The 15,918-nt window shown below is 74.6% G+C and carries 14 protein-coding genes; 7 read left to right on the plus strand and 7 right to left on the minus strand.

The features are described from left to right. The coding region (locus tag ACLFMI_RS11450) for a winged helix DNA-binding domain-containing protein (protein ID WP_410947778.1) at positions 1-1,232 on the plus strand (1,232 nt) is incomplete at its 5' end. A 154-nt stretch (positions 1,233-1,386) separates the two neighbouring features. Here ACLFMI_RS11450 and nadC read toward each other — a convergent pair. Genes nadC through nadA form a run of 3 tightly spaced genes read right to left on the minus strand, consistent with a single transcriptional unit; the run spans position 1,387 to position 4,912 of the window. Continuing rightward, complete coding sequence (nadC, locus tag ACLFMI_RS11455; RefSeq protein WP_410947779.1) at positions 1,387-2,319, minus strand: carboxylating nicotinate-nucleotide diphosphorylase; 933 nt, start codon at positions 2,317-2,319, stop codon at positions 1,387-1,389. Next, positions 2,316-3,899, minus strand: a complete 1,584-nt coding sequence (locus ACLFMI_RS11460; protein WP_410947780.1) for an L-aspartate oxidase — start codon at positions 3,897-3,899, stop codon at positions 2,316-2,318. The genes nadC and ACLFMI_RS11460 overlap by 4 nt, the downstream gene beginning before the upstream one ends. Continuing rightward, positions 3,896-4,912, minus strand: a complete 1,017-nt coding sequence (gene nadA / locus ACLFMI_RS11465) for a quinolinate synthase NadA (protein ID WP_410947781.1) — start codon at positions 4,910-4,912, stop codon at positions 3,896-3,898. Before nadA ends, ACLFMI_RS11460 begins: the two co-directional genes overlap by 4 nt. A 272-nt stretch (positions 4,913-5,184) precedes the next feature. Between nadA and ACLFMI_RS11470 the strand changes: the two genes are divergently transcribed. The 4 genes from ACLFMI_RS11470 to ACLFMI_RS11485 all read left to right on the plus strand — a co-directional run bounded on the left by ACLFMI_RS11470 (position 5,185) and on the right by ACLFMI_RS11485 (position 8,835). Beyond that, positions 5,185-6,390 (plus strand): NAD(P)/FAD-dependent oxidoreductase, encoded by a 1,206-nt coding sequence (locus ACLFMI_RS11470; protein WP_410947782.1) that lies wholly within the window; start codon positions 5,185-5,187, stop codon positions 6,388-6,390. Next, positions 6,387-7,307, plus strand: a complete 921-nt coding sequence (locus tag ACLFMI_RS11475; protein WP_410947783.1) for an RNA polymerase sigma-70 factor — start codon at positions 6,387-6,389, stop codon at positions 7,305-7,307. Before ACLFMI_RS11470 ends, ACLFMI_RS11475 begins: the two co-directional genes overlap by 4 nt. A 105-nt stretch (positions 7,308-7,412) precedes the next feature. Beyond that, on the plus strand, positions 7,413-8,147 hold the full coding sequence (locus tag ACLFMI_RS11480; RefSeq protein ID WP_410947784.1) for an NUDIX hydrolase: 735 nt from the start codon (positions 7,413-7,415) through the stop codon (positions 8,145-8,147). Positions 8,148-8,151: 4 nt separating this feature from the next. Then, entirely contained in the window at positions 8,152-8,835 is a 684-nt protein-coding gene (locus ACLFMI_RS11485) for an LON peptidase substrate-binding domain-containing protein (RefSeq protein WP_410947785.1), read from the plus strand. Between the two features lie 63 nt (positions 8,836-8,898). Here the strand turns inward: ACLFMI_RS11485 and ACLFMI_RS11490 are convergent, their stop codons facing one another. Then, the gene (locus ACLFMI_RS11490; RefSeq protein WP_410947786.1) at positions 8,899-10,539 is read right to left on the minus strand and encodes an ATP-binding cassette domain-containing protein; all 1,641 of its coding nucleotides are present in this window, start codon (positions 10,537-10,539) and stop codon (positions 8,899-8,901) included. A 136-nt stretch (positions 10,540-10,675) separates the two neighbouring features. Here ACLFMI_RS11490 and ACLFMI_RS11495 point away from each other — a divergent pair, with 136 nt between their 5' ends. Next, positions 10,676-11,068, plus strand: coding sequence for a hypothetical protein (locus ACLFMI_RS11495; protein WP_410947787.1), 393 nt, complete (start codon positions 10,676-10,678; stop codon positions 11,066-11,068). A gap of 15 nt (positions 11,069-11,083) precedes the next feature. Here ACLFMI_RS11495 and ACLFMI_RS11500 read toward each other — a convergent pair whose 3' ends face one another. Next, the gene (locus tag ACLFMI_RS11500) at positions 11,084-11,617 is read right to left on the minus strand and encodes a type II toxin-antitoxin system PemK/MazF family toxin (protein ID WP_410947788.1); all 534 of its coding nucleotides are present in this window, start codon (positions 11,615-11,617) and stop codon (positions 11,084-11,086) included. Positions 11,618-11,753: 136 nt separating this feature from the next. Between ACLFMI_RS11500 and ACLFMI_RS11505 the strand changes: the two genes are divergently transcribed. Further along, positions 11,754-12,791 (plus strand): zinc-dependent alcohol dehydrogenase family protein, encoded by a 1,038-nt coding sequence (locus ACLFMI_RS11505; RefSeq protein ID WP_410947789.1) that lies wholly within the window; start codon positions 11,754-11,756, stop codon positions 12,789-12,791. Between the two features lie 80 nt (positions 12,792-12,871). On the opposite strand, the gene ACLFMI_RS11510 is transcribed toward ACLFMI_RS11505, so the two are convergent. Both ACLFMI_RS11510 and ACLFMI_RS11515 read right to left on the minus strand, forming a co-directional pair. After that, positions 12,872-13,261: a thioredoxin family protein gene (locus ACLFMI_RS11510; protein WP_410947790.1), complete on the minus strand. Its 390-nt coding sequence runs from the start codon at positions 13,259-13,261 to the stop codon at positions 12,872-12,874. A 63-nt stretch (positions 13,262-13,324) separates the two neighbouring features. Next, on the minus strand, positions 13,325-15,640 hold the full coding sequence (locus ACLFMI_RS11515) for a SulP family inorganic anion transporter (protein WP_410947791.1): 2,316 nt from the start codon (positions 15,638-15,640) through the stop codon (positions 13,325-13,327). Positions 15,641-15,918 lie beyond the last annotated feature (278 nt).

Consider the following 15,918-nt stretch of genomic DNA (forward strand, 5'->3'; position numbering starts at 1 on the left):
CGGGGGGGGTGGGGGGGGGCCGGGTGCTGCGCGGCCCACGCCCCGAGACCCGCCCGGCGACCCGCCACGTGAGCGACGCCGAGCGCCGGGCCCGGCTGGTGACCCGGCACCGGCTCACCCCGCAGACCCGCACCGACGACGTCGTCACGATCACCGACGACCTGGTCGCGCTGCACTCCACCGACCCGGTCACCGTGTACCTCTCAGCCGCGGCCCGGATGGCCGCCCCCGCGCTCGCGCCCGTCTCGGACGCGCTCTACCAGACCCGCAGGTTGCTGCGGCACCACGCGATGCGCCGCACGCTGTGGGTGTTCGGCCACGAGCACGCCCGGCTCGCCCACCACGCGGCGACGGCGGACGTCGCCGCGGTGCAGCACCGCAACCTGATGGGTTACCTCGCCGCGGCCGGGGTCGCCGACCCGCCGGCCTGGTACGCCGACGCCGCCGCGCAGGTCCTCGACGTGCTGTCGGCCGGTGGCCCGAGGACCGCCCGCGAGGTCGGGGCGGCCCTGCCCGGGATCGCCGGGCTCGAGCTCCCGATCCAGGGCGGCAGCTTCCCGGCGCACTCGCGGGTGCTGCTGATGCTCGGGTTCGAGGGCCGGGTACTGCGGGCCCGGCCGACCGGAACCTGGATCAACGGCCAGTACCGGTGGAGCGCCGCCGACGACTGGGTGCCCGGCGGGATCGGTGCCCCGCTCGAGCGGCGCCCGGCCGCGGCCGGGCTGGCCCGCGCCTACCTGCGGACGTTCGGCCCGGCCACCCGGGACGATCTCAAGTGGTGGGCCGGATGGACGGTCGCGACGACGATGGCCGCGCTCGCCGACGTCGAGGCCGTCGAGGTGTCGCTGGACGGTGGCTGCACCGGCTTCCTGCTGCCCGACGACCTCGATCCGGTGCCCGACCCCGGCCCGTCGGTGGCGCTGCTGCCCGGCCTGGACCCGACGACGATGGGCTGGAAGGCCCGCGGCCACCACCTGGCGCCCGACGACGCGCCGCGGCTGTTCGACCGCAACGGCAACGGCGGCCCGGCGATCTGGGTGAACGGCCGGATCGCCGGCACGTGGGTGCAGCGGAAGGACGGTGCGATCGCGACCCGGCTGTTCACCGACGTCGGGCGGGCGGCCCGCGCGGCGATCGAGGAGGCCGCCGCACGACACCACGCGCTGCTCGGTGACGTCCGGTTCAACGTCCGCTATCCCGCCCCCGTCCAGCGCGAGCTCCTCGCGGGCTGACCCGTCGCCCGTGCGTGCCGCCTACGGTGACGGATCCGGCGGTGTGCACCACGCCCATCTCGCCCCTCGCTCGCCGTCGACGGTGATCGGCCCCCGGTGTCTACCCGCTCCGCCCACCGGACGGCCAGGCTCCGGCCGCTCCTTCGGCGCGCGTTCAGCTCAGGTCGAGACCCAGGTCCAGGGCGATGACCGAGTGGGTCAGACCACCGACGGCGAGGAAGTCGACACCGGTCGCGGCGTAGTCGCGGGCGTTCGCCAGGGCGAGGCCGCCGGAAGACTCCAGCAGCGTCCGGTGACCGCTCGACGCGGCGGCGTCCCGGCGGCGGACGGCCTCCGCCGTCCCGGCGACGGAGAAGTTGTCCAGCAGCACCAGATCCGCGGCCAGGCCGAGGACCTCGTCGAGCTGGTCGAGCGAGTCGACCTCCACCTCGCACGGCAGCCCCGGGACGGCGGCTCGGGCCGCGGCGAGGGCCGCCGGCACGGAACCGGCCGCGGCGACGTGATTGTCCTTGATCAGTACGGCGTCACCGAGGCCGAGCCGGTGGTTGGTGCCACCGCCGCAGCGGACGGCGTACTTCTCCAGCAGCCGCAGGCCCGGGAGCGTCTTGCGGGTGTCCCGGATGCGCGCCCCGGTACCGTCGACGGCGTCGGCCCAGGCCCGGGTCGCGGTCGCGGTCCCGGACAGGTGGCACAGCAGGTTCAGCGCGGTGCGCTCGGCGGTCAGCAGCCCGCGGACGGGCGCGCGCACCACCAGGGCGGGCTCGCCCGCGGTGAGCCGGTCGCCGTCGGAGCGTGCGGACAGCACCTCGTAACCGGCCGCCGGACCGGGCGAGCCCGCGCCGCGACCGCCGACCACCACGTCGAGCACGGCGAGTGCCGCGGGCAGCCCGGCGAGCACCCCGCCCGCCCGCGGGGTGAAGGCCGCGACCGCGACGGCGTCGGCGGGCACGGTGGCCGCGGTCGTCGCGTCCGGGCCGTAGCGCAGGTCCTCCTCCAGCGCCGTCCGGACCACCCGGTCCAGGTCGTCCGGGTCCGGCACCCCGATCTCGCAGGCCCCGCCGACACCGGCGGCGACGGTGCCGGTCATGCCGCGCCCACCAGGGCGTCGGCGACGACGACCGGGCGGCCGTCCCCGTCCAGGCGCACCGGCAGCGACGCCCGCTGGTGCACGTCGTCGCGCTCCGGGAAGTCGGTACGCACGTGGCAACCGCGGGTCTCCCGGCGGGTCCCGGCCGCGGCCAGCACCGCCTGCGCGAGCAGGGTCAGCGCGGCGTCCTCCACCCCGTCCCGGTCGAGGGGCACGGCGGGGGCGGTCGCGGCGTCGATCGCGTCCGAGGCGTTCGCCAGGCCGGTGACGTCCCGGCCGATCCCGGCACACGTCGTCATCGCCCGCTGCACGACCGGCCGGGGCGCGACCGGCAGCGCCGGCGCCGGTTCGAGCGGAGCCGACAGCGAGGTCAGGGCGAGGTCGTCGAGCACCGCGCGGACCGCCCGCTCGCCGACGACCAGTCCCTCCAGCAGCGAGTTCGACGCCAGCCGGTTCGCCCCGTGCAGCCCGGTCCGGGCGACCTCACCCGCGGCGTAGAGCCCGGGGACCCCGGTCCGGCCGTCGGCGCCGGCGACGACGCCGCCGCAGGCGTAGTGCGCGGCCGGCGTCACCGGGATCGGGTCGGTCACCGGGTCGATCCCGGCGGCGCGGCAGGACGCGTGCACGGTCGGGAACCGGGCCGCGAACCCGGGCAGCGCGCTCGCGTCCAGGTACACGCAGTCCGCGCCGGTCTCGGTCATCCGGCGGGTGATCGCGGCCGCGACGACGTCCCGCGGGGCCAGGTCGGCCCGCGGGTGCACCCCGGCCATGAACGCGTGCCCGGCCCGGTCGCGCAGGATCGCACCCTCCCCCCGCACCGCCTCGGTCACCAGCGGGCGCCTGCCCACGGCGGGGCCGGTGTACAGCACCGTGGGGTGGAACTGCACGAACTCCAGGTCCGACGCCGTCGCCCCGGCCCGCAGGGCGAGCGCGACACCATCCCCGGTGGCGGTCGACGGGTTGGTCGTGGACGCGTAGAGCTGCCCGTACCCGCCGGTGGCCAGCAGCACCGCGGGCGCGCGCAGGATCCCGGCGCGGCCGTCGGCGTCGAGTACCGAGAGCCCGACCACCCGGCCGGTGACGTCGCGCAGCGCGTCCAGCGCCACGTGCCCGTCCAGCACGGTGAGCTGCGCCGAGCGGGCCGCGGTGACCAGCGCGCGCTCGATCTCGGCACCGGTGGCGTCGCCGCCGGCGTGCACCACCCGCAGCGCCGAGTGGCCGCCCTCCCGGGTCCGGTCCAGCCGGGGACCGTGCCCGGCGTCGAACAGCGCTCCGCGCTCGCGGAGCCGGTGGACCGCGTCCGGGCCGCCCCGGACGACCGCCTCGACCGCGGCGTCGTCGTTCAGCCCGCCGCCGGCGTCGAGCGTGTCGGTGACGTGCGCGGCGAGCGAGTCGCCTGCGACGTCGCCGAGGACCACGGCGACCCCGCCCTGGGCCCAGCGGGTGGAGCCCTCACCGATCCCGTCCTTGGTGACGACGACCGTGCGCAACCCGGCCGCGACGGCGTCCAGCGCCGCGGTCAGCCCGGCCACCCCGGACCCGACGACGACCAGGTCGGCACCGGCTTCCCAGGTGGTCACTCGCCGCTCCCCGGGTTGCCGATCTCGATCATCCGCTGCACCGCGGCCCGGCCGCGGGCGGCGAGCTCGGGGGCCACGTGCACCTCGTCGGTACCGTCGCGCACCGATCGGAGCAGCGCGTCGGCGGTGATCATCTTCATGTAGCTGCACGACGCGCGGTCGTTCACCGCCCGGAACTCGATCTCCGGAGCGGCCCGGCGGAGCTGGTGCAGCATCCCGACCTCGGTCGCGACCAGCACCTCCTTCGCGCCGGTGGCCCGCGCGGCGTCGATCATCCCGCCGGTGGAGAGGATCTTGACCTGGCTCTCCGGCACCGCGCCGGTGCCGGCCAGGTAGAGCGCCGAGGTCGCGCAGCCGCACTCCGGGTGCACGAACAGGTCGGCATCCGGGTGCGCCGTCGCCTGGTCGGCGAGCTGCCGGCCGTTGATCCCGGCGTGCACGTGGCACTCCCCCGCCCAGACGTGCATGTCCGCCCGGTCGAGCACCCGGCGCACGTGCGCGCCGAGGAACTGGTCGGGCAGGAAGAGCACCTCGCGCTCGCGCGGGACGGACGCGACGACCTCGACCGCATTCGACGAGGTGCAGCAGACGTCGGTCTCTGCCTTCACCGCGGCCGTGGTGTTCACGTACGACACGACCACGGCACCGGGGTGCTCGGCCTTCCACTCCCGCAGCTGCTCGGCGGTGATCGAGTCGGCGAGCGAGCAGCCGGCCCGGGCGTCCGGGATCAGCACCGTCTTCTGCGGGGCGAGGATCTTCGCGGTCTCGGCCATGAAGTGCACGCCGCAGAACACGATCGTCTCGGCGTCGGACTCGGCCGCGATCCGGGACAGCGCCAGCGAGTCCCCCACGTGGTCGGCCACGTCCTGGATCTCGGGCAGCTGGTAGTTGTGCGCCAGCACGACGGCGTCGCGCCTGCGGGCAAGGGCACGCACCTCCTCGGCCCATGCGGGGCCGGGGTCGGCCGCCTCCGGCGCCCCGGCCGGGGCGGTGCTCACGGTGCTCACGCTCATCGTCGTCCTCCCGAAGGCGTCCTCTAGTTTTCGCCTAGTGAGCGGAAACTGGTCGGATCGTAGCAGCCGGGACACCCCGGAGACACCGCCCGAGTGACCCGGGCCTCACCTGCCCGCAACCCGCCGGAAACCCGGGAGCGACGCAGCATCGCCGGCAGGACACGCTCGGCGGCCGTGGTGCCCGTCACACCGACCCCATGTCACGGACGGGAGGGCAGCGTGCGTCTGGTGCTCGTCAGCAGGTCGACAACAGCGACGAGAAGGACACGGCGATGAACACACAGCACCAGATCGGCACGGAAGACCCGCATCGCGTCCTGGTCCTGGGGGCGGGGTTCGCGGGCATGGCGGCGGCCATCCAGCTCGCCGCCCGGGTCAAGGGCCGCGAGGACGTGCGGGTGACCCTGGTCAACCCGCAGGAGCGGTTCACCGAGCGGCTGCGGCTGCACATGACCGCCACCGGGCAGCCCACCGCGGAGATGAGCATCCCGGAGCTGCTGGAGGGCACGGGCGCGCGGTTCCAGCGCGGTTGGGTGACGGCGGTGGACGCGGACGCGAGGACGGTCCGGATCGACGACGACCGGGTGCTGCACTACGACACGCTGGTCTACGCGGTGGGCAGCGTGGCCGACACGGCGGCGGTGCCCGGTGTCGAGGACTCCGCCTACACCCTGAACAGCGTCCGGGACGCCGAGCTGCTGGCCGACCGGCTGGCTCGGCTCGGCCGCGGCACGGTGGTGGTCGCCGGCAGCGGGCTGACCGGAGTCGAGTCGGCCGCGGAGATCGCCGAGCGCCACCCGGGGCTGGACGTCGTGCTGGTGGGCCGGCAGGAGCCCGGCGCCGCCATGAACCCGAAGCCCAGGGCCTATCTCCGGTCCGCGCTCGAGCGCCTGGGGGTCCGGGTGCGCAGCGGGGTCGAGGTCCTGAAGGTGCTGCCCGACGCTGTCGAGCTGGCCGGTGGGGAGAGCATCGCCGCCGACGTCGTCCTCTGGACGAGTGGCACCCGGGTGTCGCAGCTGGCGGCCGCCGCCGGACTGGCCGTCGACGGGCGCGGCCGTATCCTCACCGGCACCGCGCTGCGGTCGGTGTCGCACCCCGACGTGTACGCCGTGGGCGACGCGGCCGCGGTCCGCCAGGGCTACGGCGTCATGCACGGCACCTGCCAGGGCGGGATGCCGACCGGCGTGCACGCCGCGGTCTCGATCGTCCGTGCACTGAAGGGCAAGCAGCCCAAGCCGTTCCGTTTCGGCTACTACCACACGCCGGTGAGCCTCGGACGCGACGACGGGGTCGTGCAGTTCACCCACCCCGACGACAGCCCCCGGCGGATGTATCTGACCGGCCGGACGGCTGCCAGGTACAAGGAGGCGGTGACCGCCGCACCCTGGCCGACCTACGGCCGCATGAAGAAGATGCCCGCCTCGGGCGCGTTCTGGCCCCGCGGCGGCCGTTTCACCCGGGTCCGGGAGACGCTGTGACCCACCCGGACCCGGACCTCGACCAGCAGGCCTTCACCACGCATCGAAACCTGATGTTCTCGGTGGCCTACCGCGTCCTCGGCAGCGCGACCGATGCCGAGGACGCGGTCCAGGACGCGTGGATCAAGTGGTCGGCCGCCGATCGCTCGCAGGTGGCCGACCCCAAGGCGTACCTGGCGCGGATCGTGTCGAACCTGGCCATGGAACGGCTGCGCTCCACCCGGCACCAGCGCGAGACCTATGTGGGGCCGTGGCTTCCCGAGCCCATCCTCACCAGCGGCGACACCGCCGACGACGTCATGAACGCCGAGTCGGTGTCGATGGCGATGCTGGTGGTGCTGGAGACACTGAGTCCGCTCGAGCGCGCGGTGTTCGTGCTGAAGGAGGTCTTCGCCTTCAGCCACGCCGAGATCGCGACGGCGGTGGAGCGCTCCGAGGCCGCGGTGCGCCAAGCCGCGCACCGCGCCCGCGAGCACGTGCAGGCCCGGCGGCCGCGCTTCACCGCCGACCGGTCGCGGCAGCGCGAGGCGGCCGAGCAGTTCTTCGCCGCCTCGACCGGGGGCGACATCAACACCCTGATGGAGCTGTTGTCCCCGGACGTCACCTTGTGGACCGACGGTGGCGGCAAGGTCCGGCAGGCGCTGCGTCCGGTCGTGGGCGCCTCCGCGGTGGCGTCCTGGTTCGCGGCCATCGGGACCGTCACGTACCAGGGTGTCGCGCCTGCCGACATGAACGCCGAACTCGTGGAGATCAACGGTGGCCCGGGTGTGGTGTTCAGCGGCCCGGACCGCGTCATCGCCACGGTCACCGTCGTCGTCGACGGCAACGGCCGTATCGCCGCCGTTCACAACATCGCCAACCCGGACAAGCTCCAGGCCATCGCCGACGGCACCACGCACGACGTCAGCACGCGCTGAGTCAGATCGTTCACGGCCACGTCTCCGGTGACCGGGACCTCACCCGAAGGACACCCCGCCGTCACGTGCCCGCGGTCCGGCGGCGGGGTCCTAGGCTGTGCGTCCGTGACCTCCCCACCCGTGCTGCACGAGGTGCTCGCCGCCGTGCTGGGCATCCGGGACGGCCGGCTGCGGGTGCTGCTGTGGCAGCGGGCCCTGGATCCGGAGGCCGGCCGGTGGGCGCTGCCGGGTGGGCGGCTGGCCGCCGACGAGGACGTCGAGACCTCGGTGCGCCGCCAGCTCGCGGAGAAGGTGGACGTCCGCGGGGTCGCGCACGTCGAGCAGCTGTCGGTGTTCTCCGATCCCGGCCGCACCCCGGGCCCCCGGACGATCGCGACCGCGTTCCTCGGCCTGGTCCCCTCGGACGCCGACCCGGAGCTCCCCCCGGACACCGCGTGGCAGGCGGTGGACGCGCTGCCGGAGACGGCGTTCGACCACGCCGCGATCGCCGGGTCGGCGCGCGGGCGGCTGCGCGCGAAGCTGTCCTACACCAACCTCGGGTTCGCGCTGGCCCCGTCCGAGTTCACGATCTCCGCGCTGCGCGAGCACTACGTCGCCGCGCTCGGGCACCCGGTGTCGGCGACCAACCTGCAGCGGGTGCTGACCCGCCGCGGCCTGCTGGCCCCGACCGGGGAGGTCGCGCCGTCCGGCCGGTCCGGCGGCCGGCCGGCGGCGGTGTTCCGGTTCACCGACCGCGCGCTGCGGGTCACCGACGCGTTCGCGGTGCTCCGCCCCCCGGGACGTTCCGGGCCGGACCCCACCGTGTGGCCGGGCACTGCGCCGGACGCCGTACTACCGTGATCCGGTGACCGCGACGCTCCCGCTGTTCCCGCTGGGGACGGTGCTGATGCCGGGCGCGGCGCTCCCCCTGCACATCTTCGAGCCGCGCTACCGGCGGCTCACCGTCGACCTGATCGACGGGTCGGTCCCGGACAAGGAGTTCGGCGTCGTCGCGCTGCGGGAGGGGCACTCTCCCGACCGCACCGGCGCAGACGGCATGCACGCGGTCGGCTGCACCGCCGTGGTGCTCGACGCGCGCCGGCTGCCGGACGGCCGCTACGACATCGTGACCCGCGGCGCCCGCCGGTTCCGGCTGCTGGGCCTGGCGGACTCCGCGGCGCCGTACCTGTGCGGGCGGGTCGAGTTCCTGCCGGACGCCATGCCCGCCGGGGACACCGATCCGCGGCTGATCGCGATGCTGGAGCGGGCCGCCAGGGAGGCGCACCGCGAGTACTGCCGGATCGCCTGGCGGTCCGACGACTGGTCCGAGCCGGATGCCGACACGCCGACCACCGAGCTCGCGCACCTGCTGGCCGGGGACTGCCTGCTCCCGCTGAACGACCGCCAGGAGCTGCTCGAACAGACCTCGTCGGTGCAGCGGTTGCGGGAGATCCGCCGGCTGCTGGCCCGCGAGACCGGGCTGCTGCACCGGCTGCGCGCGGTCCCGGCCCCGCTCGGCACGTTCCCGGACGAGCACAGCGTCAACTGATCGCACGGTGTCAACTGATGGCACGGTGTCAACTGATGGCACGGTGTCAACTGATCCGGGCGGCTACAGGGCCAGCTCCGGGCCGGTCCACCGCGCCCGCAGCCACCGGTCGTGCGTGGTGACGACGACCGTGCCCGGCGCCGTGCCGAGGGCCTCCTCCAGCTCGCCGGTCAGCCGCAGCGACACGTGGTTGGTCGGCTCGTCGAGCAGCAGCAGGTCCGGGGCGTCGGCGACGGCGACGGCCAGCGCGAGCCGCCGCCGCTGGCCCAGCGACAGGTCGCCGACGGCCGTGGCGTGCTCGCGCGGGTGCAGCAGGCCGAGCTCGCCCAGCGGGACCCGCTCGGCGAGATCGGCACCCAGCGACGCCGCGTAGGCGTCCCGGGCGGTGCGGTCGGGCGGGCCGACGTCCGGGTCCTGGGCGAGCAGCCCGACCCGCCGGGCCCGGACGTCGACGGTGCCCGAGTCGGCGGCGAGGTCGGCGTGCAGGACCGCGAGCAGTGTCGACTTCCCGGACCCGTTCGGTCCGGTGACCAGCAGCTTCTCCCCCACCGGCAGGTCCAGGAGATCGAGCCGCAGCCGCCCGGCCACCCGCAGGTCCCGGATCTGCACCGCGAGGCCGGCGCCGGCCTCGATCCCGATGCCGGTGAGCCGGCCGGCGAACCGCAGCGGCCGCGGCGGCTTCGGCAGGGCGTCGCGCTCGGCGACCGCCAGCCGCCGGGACGCGTCGTGCACCCGCCGTGCCCGGGTCCGCTCGACGCCTCCGCCCTTGAACTTGACGATGAACTTGTCGTTGTCCCGCGGACCGCGGCCGGGAGCGATCGCAGACAGGCCGGTGCGGGTGCGTTCGCGCAGCCGGCCGATCTCCTCCTGCTGGGCGGCGAACTCCTCCTCCCAGCGGCGGCGGCTCGCGGCCTGCGCGTCCAGGTACTCGGTGAACGATCCGCCGAACCGGCGCCCGCCGTGCCCGTCGGTGCCGAGCGCGCCGGCGTCGAGGTCGAGCAGCTCGGTGCAGGCCCGGTCCAGGAACGTCCGGTCGTGACTCGCCGCCACGACGAGGCCGGAGACCTCGGTCAGCGAGCGTTCCAGCAGGTCGAGCGCGGCACCGTCGAGGTGGTTGGTGGGCTCGTCGAGCAGCAGCGCGGCCGGGCGGCGGACCAGCGCGGCGGCCAGCGCGAGCCGGGCCCGTTCGCCGCCGGACAGCGTCGACACCGGGCGGTCCCGGTCCAGCTCCGCGACGCCGAGCGTGCCCGCGGTGACCTCGGCGCGCCGGTCGGCGTCCCAGGCGTCGTGCGCGACCGCCCAGGCGAGGACCCGGTCGTACTCGCCGGCGACATCGGCACCGTCGGGACCGTCCGCAATCCGGCCAGCCAGCCGTTCGAGCGCGGCGACGGCCTCGTGCAGCGGCCGCAGTGCGCCGTCGAGCAGCGCGCCGACCGTGCCGTGCTCGCCCACGTCCGGCTCCTGCGGCAGGTACACCAGGTCGGCCGGGGCGGTGACGGTCCCGGCGTCCGGGGTGTCGACGCCGGCGAGCAGGCGCAGCAGCGTCGACTTGCCGGCGCCGTTCTCCCCGATCAGCCCGATCCGGGTGCCGGGAGCGGCGGTGAGGTCGATCCCGTCCAGCACCGGTGGCCGTCCGGCGCGGGTGGGGAAGGAACGGACCAGGCCCTGTGCGGTGAGGGCCTGCAGACGGGTGGCAGGTGACACGACGACGTCTCCGGAAACGGAGGGAGACCGCGCGGGCTGATGCCGCGTCCGCGGTCGGTGACGTCGTCTACACCTCCATGATGATCAGGAGGCTAGCCCGGCCGCCCGGACCGGCGCCACCGCTTTCGTGTCGCCGGTGCGCCGCGGACGCGCCGGACCGCCCGCGGCAGGAGCCGAGGCCGTCCGGATGGCCGGCGAGGGGCTGGAGCGCACCGCCGACCCGCTCGTGCGCTCCGAGCTCGTCCGCCTCGGGCTGCACCACAGCGTCAGCACCGGCGGCATGCCGGCGGCGCCGACCGAGCTCGACCGGCGGCTCGCCGGTGAGCTGCCCGATGCGGCGCGGGAGGCGATGACCCAGCTGCGTCGGTGGGTGCTGCTGCCGGGACGGTTCTGCTTCGGTGACATGTCCCGACCGTGCCGCGCCCGGCCGGGCGGGACATCCGCCATCTCGCGCGGATCACGCGCCGGCGGGACGGTGGTCGAGCGCCGCCGCGTGCCCTCCGGCGACCGGCAGCGCCCGGCTTCGTAGTAACAACCTGAGCGGTCAGCGCCAGCCGTAGCGCGACCGCAGCTGTTCGGCGACCCGGTCGAACCGGTCGCGGTCGAGGATCGCGCCCTCCCGGCGGATGCCGTGCTCCGCGACCTCCAGCACCCGGTCCAGCCGGATGTAGGAGTCCCGGCCCTCCCGGTCCCAGGCGCCGGACCCGATCCCCACCCACTCCGGGTCGTGCGCCCGCCGGTCCTGGCTGGAGAGCATCAGTCCGAGCAGGTCGGTACCGGAGCGCCCGACGACCAGCAGCGGCCGGTCCTTGCCCTGGGTCGCGTCCTCCTCGAACGGCACCCAGGTCCAGACGATCTCGCCCGGATCCGCGGCGCCGTCCGGCTCGGGCGCGTAGGCGATCTGCCGGGCACGGTCACCGGTGGGCGCGGTGCGCACCGGGGCGGCCGTGCCCGTACCGCCGGCGGGCGGGCCCGGGCGGGCGCCGCCGCGCTGCCGCCCCTGCTTCTGCGAGTCCTTCAGCAGCTGCGTCACCACGTCGGCGGCCTTGCGCAGGACCGAGCCCCAGTTGATCGCCATGCCGGCCAGCCTGCCGCACCGGCTCGCGGCACCCCGCGACCGGGCACCGTCACCATGTGACGGTGTCACCGTGTCGTGGCGCACTCCGTGGGCGGAAACACGGATGCCGGGCGGCGCGTGCGGGAAGTCGGATCCCATGCGAGCCACGCTGATCCACGGCACACACGACATCCGCGTCTCCGCCGACGTCCCCGATCCGCGGCTGCGCGACGACACCGACGCGATCGTGCGGGTCGTCCGTTCCTGCATCTGCGGCAGCGACCTGTGGCCGTACAACTCGGCCGCGGACTCCGCCGAGGGCGAACGGATCGGGCACGAGTTCCTGGGCGTCGTCGAGGAGGTCGGGTCCGGTGTCCGGGACACCCGGAAGGGACAGCTCGTCGTCGCCCCGTTCATGTGGGCGGACAACACCTGCGACTTCTGTGCCCGGGGCCTGCAGACCTCCTGCCGGCACGGCGGCGGCTGGGGCTCCGACGGCACGGACGGCGGCCAGGGCGAGGCCGTCCGGGTCCCGTTCGCCGACGGCACCCTGGTCCCGATGCCGGGCGAGCCGGACGACGCCCTGCTCGCCTCGATGCTGACCCTCTCCGACGTGTTCGCCACCGGCCACCACGCCGCCGTCTCGGCACAGATGCAGCGCGGCGACACCGTCGCGGTGATCGGCGACGGCGCCGTGGGGCTGTCCGCGGTGCTGGCCGCGAACCGGCTCGGCGCGGAGCGGATCATCCTGCTCGGCCGGCACACCGACCGCACCGACCTGGGCCGGGAGTTCGGCGCCACCGACGTCGTCGCGGAACGCGGCGACGAGGGCATCGAGCGGGTCCGCGAGCTCACCGGGGGCGACGGCGTGCACGCGGCACTGGAGTGCGTCGGCTTCGTCGAGGCGGTGCGGACCGGCATCGAGATCACCCGGGACGGCGGGCTGGTCGGCCGGGTCGGCGTCTCCCAGTACACCGACGTACCGCTGGGCGTCGGGTCCTTCATGCGCAACGTCGGCATCCGGGGCGGTGTCGCCCCGGCCCGCGCCTACATCGAGGAGCTGTTGCCGGACGTGCTGGAGGGCCGGATCGAGCCGGGCCGGGTCTTCGACCGGACGATCGGCCTGGACGAGGTGCCGGAGGGCTACCGCGCCATGAACGACCGCGAGGCGCTGAAGGTCCTGATCAAGCCCTGAGCGGCGGACTCGGACGCACCGCAACCCCGCACGCGGATCGCGTACGGGGCTGCGGCGGTGGTGCTACGACGCGCGGGGCGTCAGGCCTGCGGGGTCTCGCCCTCCTGCTTCTCCTGCTCGGCGACGGCCGCCTTGACCTCGTCCATGTCGACGGACTTGACCTGGCCGATCAGGTCCTCGAGCGCCTCGGCCGGCAGCGCACCGGGCTCGGAGTAGAGGACCACCCCGTCCCGCACCGCCATCAGGGTGGGGATCGAGGAGATCCCGAACGCCCCGGCCAGCTCCTGCTGCGACTCGGTGTCGACCTTTCCGAAGGTCACGTCCGGGTGCTTGTCGGACGCGTCGTCGTACACGGGTGCGAACTGCGTGCACGGTCCGCACCAGGATGCCCAGAAGTCGATGAGGACCGTCGACCCGGGCGCGCCGACGACGTCGTTGAAGTTGTCGGTGGTCAGTTCCACGGTAGCCATTCCCCGCCCAACACCCCTTCCGGCGCTGTTGTTCCCGGCGATCTCAGTTGTTCCCGGGCGATCTCAGACCTGCAGGATCTGCCGGGCCGGACCGGCGGCCCCGTGCCCGTGACCGGCCGCGATCCGGTCCAGCTGGGAGCCCGCGGCCGTGCTGTCCGGGTGCACCGGGACGAACCGTTGCGCGTCCTCGTCGAGCACCAGCACGCGGGCGGTGCCGATGTCGTAGAACAGCCCCAGCACCTCGGCGCCGGACTCCTGGGCCCGCAGCATCTCCAGCTGCAGCGCCACGTTGACCATGGCCAGCCGGTCGGTCTCGTCGAACCCGTCCGCGGCGGCGGCCGCCGCCACCGGGTGGCCGGACTCGAAGGCCCGCAGCACCGGCCGGGCCTCCAGCAGCCACTTCCCGAGCGCGCCGTCGGAGCCCGCGGCTCCGGCCTGCAGCCCCTTCATCGCGCCGCAGGACGAGTGCCCGCAGACGGCGACCAGCGGGACGTTCAGCGCCGACGTGGCGAACTCGACCGCGGCGGCGGTGCCGGGCCCGCAGACGAGGTTGCCGACGTTCTGCACGGTGAACACGTCACCCGGGCCGCTGTGCGTGATGAGGTGCGGCAGCACCCGGGAGTCCGCGCAGGTGATCATCATCGCGGACGGGGTCTGGCCGTTGGCCAGCTCCGACATCGTCGGACGGATCGCGTCGCAGGTGTTCTCGTGATAGGCGGCGACGCCGGCCATCAGCGGCTCGGACGCGCTCTGCTCGGCGTTGCGCGACTGCCACTCGCCCCAGGTCAGGTACCGGGCGTTCGGGGCGGGCGCCGCCGCGTCCGGCTCGATCACGACGACGGTGCCGCCGGTGCCCTCGTGCCGTGCCCGCCAGGCCAGCAGGTGGTCGTAGGCGGCATGGTCGAGGTAGTCGGTGACCAGCCGGACGGTGACGTCGGTGCCGCGCGGCACCGCGTTCAGCTCGCGGGCCAGCCGCGGGACGGCCAGGAAGCTGAGCGAACCCTCGACGACGAGCTCGCAGCTGCCGTCGGCGGACCGGGTCAGGTGCGGGCGCGACCGCACGGCGCGCCACAGCAGCATCAGCCCGGCCAGCACCAGCCCGATGACCACGCCCTCGAGCAGGTTCAGGAAGACGACACCGGCCAGGGTGACGGCGTAGATCGGCAGCTCGCCGTGGGCACGCGCGGTGCGGACGTCGGCCGGTTTGATCAGGCCGACCCCCATCATGACCAGCAGCCCGGCCAGCGCGGCCATCGGGATGAGCTCGATGACGCCGATCAGCACGATCGCGAACAGCGCGATCCACACGCCGTGCAGCACCGCCGAGGCGCGGGTCTCGGCGCCGGCCCGGACGTTCGCGCCGGACCGCACGATCACACCGGTGATCGGCAGGCCGCCGATCATGCCGGAGACGGTGTTGGCGGCACCCTGTCCGATCAGCTCGCGGTCGGTGTCGGTGCGGGTACCCGGCTTCATCCGCTCGATGGCGACCGCCGAGAGCAGCGACTCCACGCTCGCGATCACCGCGACGGTGAGCATGCCGAACAGGACACCGCCCCAGTTCGACTCCGGCAGCGCCGGCAGCGACAGCGCCTCCAGGAGCGAGCCCCCCAGCTCGACCCTGTCGACGTCGCCGAAGCCCAGCGAGACCGCGGTCGCCGCGACGATGGCGACCAGCGCCGCCGGCACCACGGTCACCTTCGGGGGCATCCGGCCCCAGCCGAGCATGATCGCGATGACCAGGCCGCCGAGCAGCAGCGCGGGCCACGAGAGGTTCGCGACCGCCGCCGGCAGGGCGGTGATCGACGCGACGCCACCGGTCTGCGCCTGCCCGCCGAGCACGACGTTGAGCTGGCCGAGCGCGATCGTCGCGCCGATGCCGGCGAGCATCCCGTGCACGACGGCCGGCGGGATCGCCTGGGCGAACCGGGACAGCCTGGTCAGGCCGAAGACGATCTGCAGCACGCCGGCGCCTGCGGTGATCAGCGTGGTGACCTGCCAGCCGTAGGTGGCGACCAGCTCGGCGACGATCACGGTGAGGCCCGCGGCGGGGCCGGACACCTGCAGCTTCGAGCCGCCGAGCAGGCCGGCGACGACGGCACCGACGACGGCGGCGACCAGGCCGGCCAGGATCGGGGCGCCGGAGGCGACGGCGATGCCGAGCGAGAGCGGCACCGCGACGAGGAAGACGACGATCGAGGCCGGGAGGTCGGCCCGCGCGTGCGGGAACGTCCGGCCGAACCAGCCGCCGGGCGGTGTCGATGCGCGCTCCGCCTGCGCTCCGCCGGGCGGTGTCGATGCGCGCTGCGCTCCGCCGGGCGGTGAGTGCTCGCCACGCCCGGACGCAGCCGGCGCGTGTTCCTGATCGTCGTCACCCATGGGGCGGGTGTGACTGATGTTGCTGGAGTGATCGGACTGCTGCACCAGGTCCTCCATGTCGGTCCGTCGGGGGCGTCGGACCGCAGCGGTGCGGTCACACCGGAGGGCGCTCGCTCGCGCCACGTTCCGGGACGTCCTCACCGAAACCGATCACGATGAGAGCCGTTCTCATGGATCCGGACGTCCACGACGAAACGCCCGGTCAGCGTCGTTCACCGCTGTGTAACGTGACCCGGAACACACGAAGATCCACCCGGCCGGTGGTCCGGGTCACCGCG

The sequence above is a fragment of the Pseudonocardia nantongensis genome (assembly GCF_046546495.1).
Lineage (GTDB): Bacteria > Actinomycetota > Actinomycetes > Mycobacteriales > Pseudonocardiaceae > Pseudonocardia > Pseudonocardia nantongensis.

Excerpts from the sequence above, each read along its gene's own strand:
- nadC (WP_410947779.1), bottom strand. The coding sequence starts at position 2,319 with ATGACCGGCACCGTCGCCGCCGGTGTCGGCGGGGCCTGCGAGATCGGG.
- nadA (WP_410947781.1), bottom strand. The coding sequence starts at position 4,912 with ATGAGCGTGAGCACCGTGAGCACCGCCCCGGCCGGGGCGCCGGAGGCG.
- ACLFMI_RS11470 (WP_410947782.1), top strand. The coding sequence starts at position 5,185 with ATGAACACACAGCACCAGATCGGCACGGAAGACCCGCATCGCGTCCTG.
- ACLFMI_RS11500 (WP_410947788.1), bottom strand. The coding sequence starts at position 11,617 with ATGGCGATCAACTGGGGCTCGGTCCTGCGCAAGGCCGCCGACGTGGTG.
- ACLFMI_RS11505 (WP_410947789.1), top strand. The coding sequence starts at position 11,754 with ATGCGAGCCACGCTGATCCACGGCACACACGACATCCGCGTCTCCGCC.
- ACLFMI_RS11510 (WP_410947790.1), bottom strand. The coding sequence starts at position 13,261 with ATGGCTACCGTGGAACTGACCACCGACAACTTCAACGACGTCGTCGGC.
- ACLFMI_RS11515 (WP_410947791.1), bottom strand. The coding sequence starts at position 15,640 with ATGGGTGACGACGATCAGGAACACGCGCCGGCTGCGTCCGGGCGTGGC.